Annotated in this window: 9 protein-coding genes and 2 pseudogenes; 3 read left to right on the top strand and 8 right to left on the bottom strand. The window is 44.0% G+C overall.

Annotated features, from left to right (window positions below; translation table 11 throughout):
- Positions 1 to 164 precede the first annotated feature (164 nt).
- From ACKTT9_RS03155 to ACKTT9_RS03130, 6 genes and pseudogenes are all read right to left on the bottom strand, one after another.
- Positions 165 to 1,043 carry an ADP-ribosylglycohydrolase family protein gene (locus ACKTT9_RS03155; protein ID WP_407870464.1) on the bottom strand — a complete coding sequence of 293 codons (879 nt, stop codon included), beginning with the start codon at positions 1,041 to 1,043 and terminating at the stop codon, positions 165 to 167.
- A pseudogene (locus tag ACKTT9_RS03150) lies at positions 1,030 to 1,909 on the bottom strand (TIGR02452 family protein). Before ACKTT9_RS03150 ends, ACKTT9_RS03155 begins: the two are co-directional and overlap by 14 nt.
- Before the next feature lie 42 nt (positions 1,910 to 1,951).
- Entirely contained in the window at positions 1,952 to 2,416 is a 465-nt protein-coding gene (locus ACKTT9_RS03145) for a macro domain-containing protein (RefSeq protein WP_407870463.1), read from the bottom strand.
- Between the two features lie 94 nt (positions 2,417 to 2,510).
- Positions 2,511 to 2,921, bottom strand: a pseudogene (locus ACKTT9_RS03140) (NADAR family protein); the annotation flags it as partial.
- 21 nt (positions 2,922 to 2,942) lie between these two features.
- The gene (locus ACKTT9_RS03135; RefSeq protein ID WP_407870462.1) at positions 2,943 to 3,848 is read right to left on the bottom strand and encodes an NUDIX hydrolase; all 906 of its coding nucleotides are present in this window, start codon (positions 3,846 to 3,848) and stop codon (positions 2,943 to 2,945) included.
- A 138-nt stretch (positions 3,849 to 3,986) separates the two neighbouring features.
- Complete coding sequence (locus ACKTT9_RS03130) at positions 3,987 to 8,276, bottom strand: cadherin-like beta sandwich domain-containing protein (protein WP_407870461.1); 4,290 nt, start codon at positions 8,274 to 8,276, stop codon at positions 3,987 to 3,989.
- Between the two features lie 321 nt (positions 8,277 to 8,597).
- Here ACKTT9_RS03130 and ACKTT9_RS03125 point away from each other — a divergent pair, with 321 nt between their 5' ends.
- The 3 genes from ACKTT9_RS03125 (at position 8,598) to hxlB (ending at position 10,361) form a co-directional block, all read left to right on the top strand.
- Entirely contained in the window at positions 8,598 to 8,993 is a 396-nt protein-coding gene (locus ACKTT9_RS03125; RefSeq protein ID WP_127455617.1) for a helix-turn-helix domain-containing protein, read from the top strand.
- 178 nt (positions 8,994 to 9,171) lie between these two features.
- Positions 9,172 to 9,804 carry a 3-hexulose-6-phosphate synthase gene (gene hxlA, locus ACKTT9_RS03120; RefSeq protein ID WP_407870460.1) on the top strand — a complete coding sequence of 211 codons (633 nt, stop codon included), beginning with the start codon at positions 9,172 to 9,174 and terminating at the stop codon, positions 9,802 to 9,804.
- A 5-nt stretch (positions 9,805 to 9,809) separates the two neighbouring features.
- On the top strand, positions 9,810 to 10,361 hold the full coding sequence (gene hxlB / locus ACKTT9_RS03115; protein ID WP_407870459.1) for a 6-phospho-3-hexuloisomerase: 552 nt from the start codon (positions 9,810 to 9,812) through the stop codon (positions 10,359 to 10,361).
- A gap of 250 nt (positions 10,362 to 10,611) precedes the next feature.
- Here the strand turns inward: hxlB and ACKTT9_RS03110 are convergent, their stop codons facing one another.
- Both ACKTT9_RS03110 and ACKTT9_RS03105 read right to left on the bottom strand, forming a co-directional pair.
- Positions 10,612 to 11,340 (bottom strand): ATP-grasp domain-containing protein, encoded by a 729-nt coding sequence (locus ACKTT9_RS03110; RefSeq protein ID WP_407870458.1) that lies wholly within the window; start codon positions 11,338 to 11,340, stop codon positions 10,612 to 10,614.
- A gap of 338 nt (positions 11,341 to 11,678) precedes the next feature.
- Entirely contained in the window at positions 11,679 to 12,038 is a 360-nt protein-coding gene (locus ACKTT9_RS03105; protein WP_407870457.1) for a hypothetical protein, read from the bottom strand.
- Positions 12,039 to 12,045 lie beyond the last annotated feature (7 nt).

Below are 12,045 nucleotides of genomic sequence, written 5' to 3'. Positions count from 1 at the left end.
GGTAAAATGATCATTGATCTAAAAAAATAGAAATGTTCTCCGCTCTCTCTAATTAATCAGTCACCAAAGAACCCAGCCCTCATAAAGGCTGGGTTTTGTTGTATAAATACCTGCTAAAACTCCATATCCACTTATCACTCTACCTGCAAATCTACCTTAACAACTCAAACCAACCTATTACGCAACTCAAAAATCCGTTCCGACAAAACATCAAGCCTATCCTTAATAAGAATCACACCCGAATACCGCTCAGGTATCCCCTCATATCCAAAGTGGACTCCAGCAAGACCTCCTGCTATAGCCCCAATGGTATCCGAATCTCCTCCCAGGTTAGCCGCTCGCTCAACAACATCCGAGAATGAATGACTTGTCAGCAACAAATGGAGAACGTGACGAAATGTATGGACGACAAAACCACTTGGCTCACAATCAGGAGTTCCATTTAAAATATCCTCGTATTCCGTGTTCATGATCTCTCTTTGAATGGCCTCTGTAAGCTTTTCACCTTGCAGCAATCTCCAAACGATTCGGTTGTATATCTCGCACGCCTGATTGCAACGTTCATCGTAATGGGTCATTTTCGATTGCAAACGAGATACCCTTTCAATATCCGAAAGATTAGGGTAGATCAAACCAACAGGGAGACAGCGCATAAGAGAACCGTTACCTGCACTTTGTCCTAAATCCAAGTCAGCTAGGAACGCGGCCTCAAACCAGTTACCTTGATAGTTACTTAGAGATCTTCTAATGATATTTCCTATATCTTTGGGATCCGATCTGTACCACTCGAGGAACTTCTCGCCGATCGCCTGCTTGGGTTCGTGAGGGTCAATTAGTATTCCTTCCGCCACGCAAAGAGTCATCATGGTATCGTCCGTTACTTCTCCTGGCGTGAGATCCCAAACGCCGCCACCGACGATATCGGTGAGATATCCGTATTTCTTCTGGATTTCCCGGCTGCTCATAAATTCCGTCGTCCCGCCTAATGCATCGCCAACTGCTACTCCGTAGAGACCGCCTTTAATTTTGCTATTCAGACTCATAGAATCTCATCTCCCGCTTGAATAGGTTAACAACTCTCTTTTCGTCAGTCTTATCCAGGATCGCAAAAACAATATGATCAAATAACGTCCGATAGCCTTCATCAATCAACACATGCTTAAATATTCTAGCAACATCACTAGGATTATTTCTAAAAACGCCGCATCCATATGCCCCTAGAATGATGGCTTTCTCCCCATGTTTCGCCGCTACGGAAAGAATATATCGGATTCTCTCCAGCATGACCGGTTCAATCATACTCACTTGCTGCGGTTCCCGCTCGCGGACAACCCCAGCATTAACAGCCGGTGCTGTGAGGATGGAAACTGAATACGGATTCTCTAAAAGTGTACAATCATCGCTTCGGAAGACAGGAACTCTAGGGGAATAAATCATATAATCTGAATACAGACAAAGTCTTAAGATTTCGGTTATAGGTATACATCTCATCCATTTGTGAAATGCAGGGGTATAGAGCAGAGGAACGAGCCAAACTTTCTTCCTGAGCCTGACTTCCCCCAAGGAACCCCCCGCCCGGATTCTTCGCAGAGGCAAAATTAAGACACAAGGTGTTCTGCAACCCTTCCTGTACCACAAGTCTTCGGGCGGCGGCTAAAGTAGATTCGTCCGTCACTTCAATTTTTGTTTGAATTCCCTGATGATGATTTATCCGGGATCCAGCCCCCTGCTTTATTACAGGTAATTCGTTTGGTGAATAAAGCTTTGAGTTACGTATAGCCGTCTCTACCTCTAGTTGTATTGTAATTGTGTTCCCTTCAGTGTTAAGGTAGTAGCCCCTTTCTAGAATGGCTAACGTTTCTTTCGCTACTTTTGATCTTATTTCTCTATTACTGTTTTGTAGATTAATACAACTCACTCCATTATTTGAACTTCCGTTTAATCTTATCTTCTATTCCAACTTATATAGTGTAATGTCCACATCCGTGAAAACATCACTAATCACTCCTAAAACAACATGCCAGTCCCCACCGCCGCGGTCGCAGCCAATTTTGTAGGGAAGTGCTACTGAACATTGTTTTGCCTTGGCGAACTCGTACAACTGGGATAGAGCATTTTTTAAAGCGTCATCGTTCGTATATTTCCTGCCATCCCTACCGAAAGCTTGCTGACCGAATAAATTTGCTACGTATTTATTTGTTCCCTTACCAACTTCGACAATTTGGCACGATCCCAGCAGGTTCCCTTTATATTGGTTACAAAATGAAATATACTCTCTAAAAACCTCAGGATAGAGCTGCTTCACTTGCTTGGCTACACCCGAGCCCATTACGGCCTGACAATTGACTTGATGACCAATAATGGATTCGGATGCTTGAAATAAGTCCCCTATTACGAAGTTAACCACCGTACTCACTTCACTTTCTTCTTTCATTTATTCATCGTAGCGTAGAGAGCAAGTCTTCCCTTAAATTCGTAAGCACTTCACCCAGCCAATTAGTCCCTCTTCATGTTTTCCGGTTCAAGATCCGGGGATCATCTTCTAGCAATCCTACACCCCATATGCGATCCGTCGGACTTGCTTCCACCAGTGTGGTGCCTTTTGTTGCGAGCAGCTTTTCGAGCAGTGATTGGTTCTGGGTAAATTTTGCGTAACTCCCCTCGTACACGAATTGTCGACAGGAAGTTTCCCATTTGTCGTGCTGAAAGTTGCGCACCGCTCGTCCAAGCTCTTTCTGCTCACGCGGAGTTTGGGCGGATAAGATTTTTGCCGCGATTTTCTCGTCTTGAAATAGTTTAGCTTTTTGATACATCATGTACTGTTCTGCACAATTAAAGGTTATTCCGTCTATTTGAAAAGGAGCAGGATGCCATTGTGAAAATGGCGATTCCGTCCGGTAGAAAAAAGTGAATTTTTCCATATTAAATCCGTCCTCACATGGTTAAGTGTTCTCCCAATTGGGGTTAAAACGATATAGCTTGGAGGGTCGATGCCCGGCATCTTTTGTAAATTCATTCGTCTCTGTGACCATAGGCGCTATCTTTCTTCGAAATGCTGCAGCAAGCAGCTCTTTTCCGAGAATGACTTCGTAAACCTGTTGAAGCTCTGACAGCGTGAATAATGGAGGCATAAGATGGAACGCGATGTCGGTGTATTCGATTTTATTGCGCAACCGCTCTACGGCGTATTCAATAATCTTGGCATGATCAAAAGCAAGCCCCTGCGACTCGACAATTTCACGGCTGATTCTCCTCGTCCGGCCAGTAATCATCGTCGTTATCTTCACCGTTGCGGCTAGTAGCTCCGCTTCATGGTTCAGCGTTATTTTTATGATTCGCTCAAACTCGTAACCATCTTCCAGAATCGTTTTTTTCTCTTGAAAAACTTGATGTTTGACTTCAAACCAACGCGCGTCCTCTGCGTCGTCACCTGCCTTAACATCTAGAGACGTCCGGTCCACAAGCGCCATATAAGAGGAACTGATGACCCGCGTTCTCGGGTCACGCCCCACGTCGCCCCATGTAAATAGCTGCTCCATATAGAGGTTCTCGATATTGGCTTCGCTTTTCAATTCTCTTTGTGCGGCTTCTTCAATGCTTTCACGTACAGATACGAATCCTCCTGGCAGTGCCCATTGACCCAAATAAGGGTGCTCGCCCCTTTTAATGAGCAACAATTGCAAAGACTTTTCGGGCAGCTTCCGGTAGTTGTCCTGATCTTTATCAAAAACAGTAAAAATAAGCATATCCACGGTAACCGAAGGACGTTCATATATACTGGCATCATATTTTTGCAAAAATTCCCGCTCCGTCAACCCGTTGCGGTCTCTCATGATTATTTCCGTCATCTTAATCACCTGTTGTTTCTATTTTGTTAATAACATTTTGTTAATATCTAATTGTTATTATATAATTTTGCGTCCCATTGTCAATACATGGAAAAGAAAAAAGCCCGATTTCTCGGACTTAAGAGTGGAAATTCCTTTTTAATTAAACGAATCCAACAACGTCTTCAATTGCGGGTTGAGCTTCAGCGTATTCAATATAATCTGCAAAGCTTCGGCGCGTGTGGCATTATTTTTGGGATCAAATTTCCCATCCGCTTTACCACTAATGATTCCTGCCTGAGCTTCAGCTTTGATCTCATTTGTTGCATAAGCCCCCTCCAGATCACTGAAATTGCCTTTGGAAGTGTCCTTCGCCACGTTGTTAAGGTTTACTATGCGGGACAACATGACCACCATTTCCTCGCGAGTAATCGTTTTATCCGGCTGGAACGTACCATCCTCGTAGCCGCTAATTACCCCTGCTTTTACAAATTTCTCGATTGCGCCTTTCGCCCAGTGGCTGCCAACGTCCTTCAAGACAGTGCTGGTATTGTCGCCGCCATTGATATCGAATACCCGGCTCAGAACCATTGCGAATTCAGCGCGTGTGATATTACCGTTCGGCTTAAAAGCACCATCGTCGTAACCATCAATCACATGTAGTTTTACGAAAATATCTATCGTCTTTTCTGCCCAATGTCCTTTAGTGTCCGAAAGATTAGCTATAGTCGGGTCTTTTTTAGCTTCCTGAATCCGTGTTTCTATGTTCTTAACAACATTATTGTCGCCTTGTACTACATTCGACCTAAACACATCTGTTGCAGGATTTGGGTTCGAATCCGGTGTCTTTACAGGTTCAGGAGTCTGTACAGGTGCAGGTGGCGATTGAGTATCTGTATGAGAATCAGAATGACTACCGCCGCTAGTAGATCTGTTAGAGATCGTAATAACTTTGCTTCCTACAATACCGGAACCATCCTGAGCAGTTGCCTGAACGGTAACCATACCCACTTGAGTTGCAACCAGCAAACCATCCTCATTGATTGTTGCCGCGCCCGTACTTGGAACTACCGACCAGCTAACTGTTTTGTCCGTTGCATTGTCAGGAGTTACACTTGCACTAAATTGTAGAGAGTCTCCGACGTACATGGTTTCACTAGCACTGGACACTGAGATATTAGCAACCCGTTGGGGTTCCCGTGTAACATTAACTGTATAGGTTTGCACCGTTCCATCCTGTGCAGTCACTGCAAAACTAATGATATTTGACCCCATTTGTAAACTTATCGGATTATTAACTGGTGCTCCATTTAAACTCAAAGCAACGGTCGCATGGCTTTCCGTAGTTGCGTACGTAGCTGTAGTAACAGAAACATCATAAGGCACGGTCGCGGTATACGCATAAACATTTCCTGTTACCGGTTGATCTAGCGTAATGCCGCTTAAGTTCAGCGAACTTAAGACTGCGTTATTTGAACCTTCACGTGTAACTGTCACTGAATAGCTTTTCGTAGTTCCATCCTGCGCAGTAACAACAAGACTAATGATATTTGAGCCCACGGTCAGATTAACTGGATTGTTAGCCGAAGCTCCATTAAGCCGTAAATCCGCAGTTGCATGGCTATCAGCAGTATTGTAGGTGACTGTTGTGACTGATACATCATTAGGCACAGTCGCACTGTAGTTCGTCGTACCTGATGCAAACACTGGACTAAGCACCCCGCTCGAAAGGCTCAAGCCGCTCAAGTTCGCATTGCTGCTCCCAACGCGGGTCACCGTCACCGTATACGTCTTCGTTGTGTTGTCTTGCGCTGTCACAACTACCTTAATCACGTTACTTCCCTCGTCCAAGGTAATTGACGGAGAAGCCGTACCGCTTGTCAAAGTAAACGGTCCATCCTTAAGATTGCCGCTACTTGTGTATACGCTCGCCGTTACCGTAGCATGGCCCGCATCGGATACCGTCGGCGTTACCGTAACGCTGGTCACGTCGTTCGTTACATCTGCTTCATAGCTCGTTATGTTCGGCGCAAATATCGGATTCAGCGTACCTCTCGATAATGCCAGGCCGCTCAAATTCGCATTACCTGATCTAGGCTTTGCAAAGGCTTCGTTGGAGTAGTCGCTGCTTCCTCCTGCATAATTAGCTTTGACTGCATAGTAATAAGTGCTGCCATTCGTCAACCCCGTTACCGTGTAAGACGCACCGCCAACCGTAACCACTGGAATCGAATCGTAATTACCGCTAGCTGTTCCTTGATAAACACTATACGTAACTGCTCCCTGAATCCCTGTCCAACTCAACGTCGCTTGGCTGTCTCCCGCTGCTGCAGTTAAATTGGTCGGCGCAGGTGCGGAAGCCCTTGACACCGTCACCGTATACGTCTTCGTTGTGCTATCTTGCGCTGTCACAACTACCTTAATAACGTTACTTCCCTCGTCCAAGGTAATTGACGGAGAAGCCGTACCGCTCGTCAAAGTAAACGGTCCTCCCTTAAGATTACCGCTGCTGGTATAGACGCTCGCCGTTACCGCAGCATGGCCGACATCGGATACCGTCGGCGTTACCGTGACGCTGGTCACGTCGTACGTTACGTCTGCTTCATAGCTCGTTATATTCGGTGCAAATATCGGATTCAGCGTACCTCTCGATAATGCCAGGACGCTCAAATTCGCATCGCCTGATCTAGGCTTTGCAAAGGCTTCGTTAGAGTAGCCGCTGCTTCCTCCAGCGTAATTAGCTTTGACTGCATAGTAATAAGTGCTGCCATTCGTCAATCCCATTACCGTATAAGGCGCACCGTTCACCGTTGCCACTGGAATCGTATCGTAATTACCGCTAGCCGTTCCTTGATAAAGACTATACGTATTTGCTCCCTGAACCCCTGTCCAACTCAACGTCGCTTGGCCGTCTCCTGCTTCCGCGGTCAAGTTTGTTGGCGCAGGAGCTTGAATCGTATACGTGAAAGTTGCCATGCTGCTGTTCAAACTGCCTGCCTTTACTGCTATCGCTTTGACGGTTACGGTTGCGCCCGGCTCACCGCTGATCGTTACGTTCGTTCCGCTCGCGCTGCCTGTCGTTGGCGTCGTGTCATCGGTCGTGGAATAGATCGTCGCTCCGCTTGTTGTGGATCCCAAAGTCACCTTGCTATTGTTCGCTACTGTAGCGCCGCTTGCCGGATTGGCTGTCGGCGTTGCAACCTGCCCTCTTATATTCACTGAGATGGTACGGGTTACCGTTCCGCCGACGCCATCGCTTACCTGTACCGTAAAGCTGTCAGTACCGGAGTATCCCACCGTCGGTGTATACGTAATCGGACTGCCTGGAGCGATGTCGACACCACCGCTGGGAGCTGCCACATTGATGATGCTCAGCGTACCATGGGAAGGTGAAGTACTGGCTGTCCATGTCACGATCTGACCGAGATCCGTGTCGCTGACGTGCAATAAGCTTGAGATATCGGCAGCACCGGAATTTTGATCGACTGTCAGGGTTGTGACACTTCCAATAAAAGTCGGAACTATGTTTTGACCAAGTGCTGTACCAGAACTGCCTTGCGAATTAAATAAAAATACTTTATTAGCCCCTCTATCCAACACATATACATTCCCACTGCTATCTGAAGCTACATCATGCGGAGTCATAAAACCTGTATCGGACAATGTTAACGCATAGCTGCCGTCACTATTAAAAACTTGCACGCGTTTATTAGTCTGGTCTGTAACATATAGTCGGTTGCTACTATCCGTGTACAAACCCCAAGGACCATTAAAATGGCTATTGTCTGTACCTGGAGCGTTCAGAACCCCAATCGTTTTCACTTTTGAGTACGTACCAGAACCTGAGTTATATTGGTATTTGAACACAACTTGAGAATTATATTGTGAGACGTACAGATTTCCTAAATCATCAACGGCTAGCCCCATAGGCCTTCCACTAACCCCGGTAGAATCAACGACGATCATATTCGTCCCATCGAGGTCGAATCGGTATACGATATTAATATTTTGATCGGACACGAATAGATGCCCATTGCCATCCAGTGTCATGGCTTCGGGTATTGGTGTTTTGCTAGCATTTGGCGGCAGCGTGATGGTTCGCGACCAGTTACCTTGAGTGTCAAACACCTGTACACGATTATTGGTACTATCTAGGACATAGATATCCCCTGTCGTCCTCTCGACTTCAACTGCCCTCGGCGAGTTAAAGTGGCTGTTGTCTGAACCGAGTACTCCTTTAACACCAAGCGTCTTATATAGACTTTCGTCACTATTGTAAATTTGAACTCGATGATTCCCTAGATCCGCGACGTATATTTTACCGCTTGCGTCAACCGCCACGCCACGAGCAGCATTTATATCCCACCCCGTTTTTACAGCAGCAGATACAAAAGAACAATTAACAAATAACATGGCAACCATGATAAGAAACGCAGACACTTTCTTCATTGATATCCCCAATCCTTTGCACAAGGCCCAGTTATTAATTCTGTCGCATTGTGTATTTTTTTGTCATACCCATTAACCATAGCACACCGTTCTGAGCAAATTCTGAGCAAAAATCTTTCCCAGAAGCTCATCATGGCCGGAGCCCTAGAAGAAAAAGCAGCCATCACAGAGGATACTCTGCGACAACTGCTTTCTCAGTTCGGAGTCCATCTAACAAACCGCGATCTTCCTGAATAATACTCGACATCTTCTTACATAGACATGTGCCCCATAATCCTGTAATCTATTGTGACACTATAGGAATGTGGAGGTGCTTAAGCTTTGGCGAAAGATATCCGTTCAAGAATTGAAATTGATCAAATTAACTGTGAGAAAGAACTCACTCTCGCGTTAATAGGAGGCAAATGGAAACTTATTATCCTCTGGCATCTGGGCATCGACGGTACTAAGAGATTTAGTGAGCTTCAGAGGCTCATTCCCCATATCACGCAAAAGATTTTAACCAACCAGCTCCGCGAGCTGGAAGAAGACCAGCTTGTCGAGCGAACCGTATATCCGGTTGTCCCGCCAAAGGTTGAATATAAGCTGACTCCATATGGAGAAAGCCTCGTCCCGATTCTTAAGCTGATGTACAACTGGGGGAAAAATTATGGCGAAGAAGTGCTCGGAAGAACCTCTAATTCTGAGCTAATACCACTTCAAGCTACTGAAAAATAAACGAGCATATATCTATTACAAACCGGCAGACTCCGCATGGAGTCTGCTTTTTTGCGCTTTACAGTATCCTACAGGATACTGACTTACTTGAAAGTGCGTACTTCCATAAATTTCGGTATCGTCCTACTATGAACTCAGCCCTAAAATAATAATTCATCTAAAGGAGACATTTCATTATATGGAACTTCAACTGGCACTCGACTTGGTCAACATCCCTGAGGCAAAACAACTTATAAAAGAGGTAGCACCTTATATCGATATCGTGGAAATTGGAACTCCTGTTGTGATCAACGAAGGGCTTCGCGCCGTTAAAGAAATCAAAGCAGAATTCCCATCGCTTAAAGTACTTGCCGATCTCAAAATCATGGACGCCGGCGGTTATGAGGTAATGAAAGCTTCCGAAGCAGGAGCTGATATCATTACTGTGCTTGGTGTATCCGATGATTCCACGATTAGAGGCGCTGTGGAAGAAGCTCAGAAACAAAACAAAAAAATTATGGTTGATATGATTAATGTGAAAGATATTGCTGCACGTGCAGTAGAAATCGACAACCTTGGCGTTGACTACATCTGTGTACATTCCGGCTACGACCATCAAGCAGAGGGTAAAAACTCTTTTCAGGACTTGGCTACTATTAAGCGTGTCGTAAAACAGGCAAAAACAGCAATCGCTGGCGGCATTAAACTTCAGACACTGCCTGAAGTCATCCACGCACAGCCTGATCTGGTTATCGTAGGCGGCGGTATTACCGGCGTTGAAGACAAACCAGCAGTTGCAGCTCAAATGCATCAACTGATCAGACAGGGATAATGAAAATGAGTACGCTGCAATCTGTATCTTCTATTCTTCATGAACTGGAGCGCACGCTTCAAGGTATTCAACCAAATGAGATTGATGAGCTTGCTCATCAGATTTTAACAGCTGAAACGATCTTTATAGCAGGAGCAGGACGCTCTGGGCTGATGATGCGCGCATTCGCGATGAGACTTATGCATATGGGACTCCGTGTTTATGTGGTAGGAGAGACCATAACACCAGGTATTACCCAAGGTGACCTACTTCTGGTTGGGTCAGGGTCTGGCGAGACCAAAAGCTTGACGGCAATGGCATCCAAAGCCAAAAGCACAGGCGCCTCGGTTGCTGCCATTACAATTGTATCAGAATCAACCTTAGGTATATTATCTTCTACGGTCGTACGCATTCCCGCTTCTACCAAAGAAAGCACATCGGGCAGCTCCAGTCAGCCTATGGGAAGCTTATTCGAACAAACCCTCCTGCTGCTGCTGGATACGGTCGTACTAAGCCTTATGGAGATAAAGAAACTTCAAGGTACGACTATGTTTAGGAATCATGCCAATCTGGAATAAAAGCAACAAAAAACTCGGTACCCTTCCATCGGTATTTTACCGTTTGGATAGGAGGCCGAGTTTTTGCGCTTAAATCTAAACATCATCTAGTACTCTATAGTCTACTCTGCTCAATCAAATTAATCAGTTACCGCTGAGGCCTTGATTTTAATGGGTTTTTAGTGTTCACCTTATGCTCGCGTAGGCTCATTTTGTTAGTTTAGGAGAGGTTTTTCCACCAAGTTTTTATATGTACCCAATTATTACTTGCTTAAAAATTACATTCATCAATCGTATTGGTTAACTCCGCCCATCGGGCTGATAGTAACTTTGCATAATCTAAAGAAAATAATCCATAATGCCCTAACGCATACCCGTCATTGACTTCAATTAATAACGTTTCTCCCTTATCTGTTAGTCCAAAATCAATAGCGTACCCGTGAGGAGCAGATGTGAATTGTGATACAGCATTTTCAACTATTTTATAATCAAAGTGTACTCTCCAATTCCCTTTATACCGACGGATATCTAAAATCTTACCGTGCCTAACAAAACATCTCCATTCCGCCACAAAATGTACTACTTCTGAACAAAAAATCTCCGGGTCTTCACCGTATACACCACACCCCATTAAATCTTTAGTACCTCTAATTACAACTCCAGTAAACTTTTTATCCTCGACCGGTTTGATAAATACATTCCATTTCTCAGGGTTGTTTGCTATTAAGCTTAGCTTGGACTTCCAAATTTTCCTACCCAAGTAGCTTTGTAATTCTTCTGGATAATCAATTTCGGGCGGGACTATTCTATACTGTGAAAATACTGTTCTAACATCATCAACATAACCAACAATGATATCTTCCTTGTTATGATCTGATATGTCGTTGATTTCATTAAAATATTGAATTTCGAATCCCATTTGTTTAAACCCATCAAAAGCCGCGTAAAAATTATGATTGGCAATTTCGTTATCAAAACCTCTTTTAATATATACCTTCATAGATATCACCTACTCATCCGTTATAAAATATCACTACCATTTCACCAATAATATAAACAGTGTTACCAAGCTTAAAGTTAAAGATAATACGCTAATTACAAAGGTTAGTTTTTTCATTTCTTCCCTCTTTTCTATAAGCAACTTATATTTCAGCTAATCCAAAATTTATTCCCAATCAAACTTTTCGTTCTTATAGCCCCATCATACTGAGTTGTTTTGACTACTACTCGTCACCAAATACATATTCCCTTATGGGTTCCTAAAAGCTCTCATGAGCATTAAAAAAGCATTATCCGGTGATGATGCTGTTAATCAAACTTCTTTTTATTATTGCTCTTTCATTTGATATTTAATGTTGCTGTACTCAATTCATTAAGCATAGTTATATATTCATCAAGTGTCCCTTCCAGATACTCCCCATTGTACTCTCCATCATTGAGTATCAATTTACTTTGGAGGAACCTGCCAATCCATACTACGCCATCAAATGGGTCTTTCCACGATGGATTAATAGATCGAGCTTTACCTGTAAAGGTAAATTTAAATTGACTATCATTAATATTTCCATTAAAAGGATGAACAGTTGCTGAAAGTGTTGGCACGTCAATAATAAACTGCGTTGCCTTAGTAACAATTTCTGAAAGGTAGAACACTCCATCTATTATCCCATTCTTTTTAATCGCTAATGTTATTGACATGACTTTA

This window comes from Paenibacillus sp. P36 (assembly GCF_045866505.1).
Lineage (GTDB): Bacteria > Bacillota > Bacilli > Paenibacillales > NBRC-103111 > Paenibacillus_E > Paenibacillus_E chondroitinus.
Note: the sequence above shows the minus strand (reverse complement) of the source record. Positions and strands in the feature narration are given on the sequence as shown.

Bases quoted from the DNA above. Each gene is read 5' to 3' on its own strand.
- ACKTT9_RS03105 (WP_407870457.1), bottom strand. From the start codon at position 12,038: ATGTCAATAACATTAGCGATTAAAAAGAATGGGATAATAGATGGAGTG.
- ACKTT9_RS03155 (WP_407870464.1), bottom strand. From the start codon at position 1,043: ATGAGTCTGAATAGCAAAATTAAAGGCGGTCTCTACGGAGTAGCAGTT.
- hxlB (WP_407870459.1), top strand. From the start codon at position 9,810: ATGAGTACGCTGCAATCTGTATCTTCTATTCTTCATGAACTGGAGCGC.
- ACKTT9_RS03135 (WP_407870462.1), bottom strand. From the start codon at position 3,848: ATGACGGAAATAATCATGAGAGACCGCAACGGGTTGACGGAGCGGGAA.
- ACKTT9_RS03130 (WP_407870461.1), bottom strand. From the start codon at position 8,276: ATGAAGAAAGTGTCTGCGTTTCTTATCATGGTTGCCATGTTATTTGTT.
- ACKTT9_RS03110 (WP_407870458.1), bottom strand. From the start codon at position 11,340: ATGAAGGTATATATTAAAAGAGGTTTTGATAACGAAATTGCCAATCAT.
- hxlA (WP_407870460.1), top strand. From the start codon at position 9,172: ATGGAACTTCAACTGGCACTCGACTTGGTCAACATCCCTGAGGCAAAA.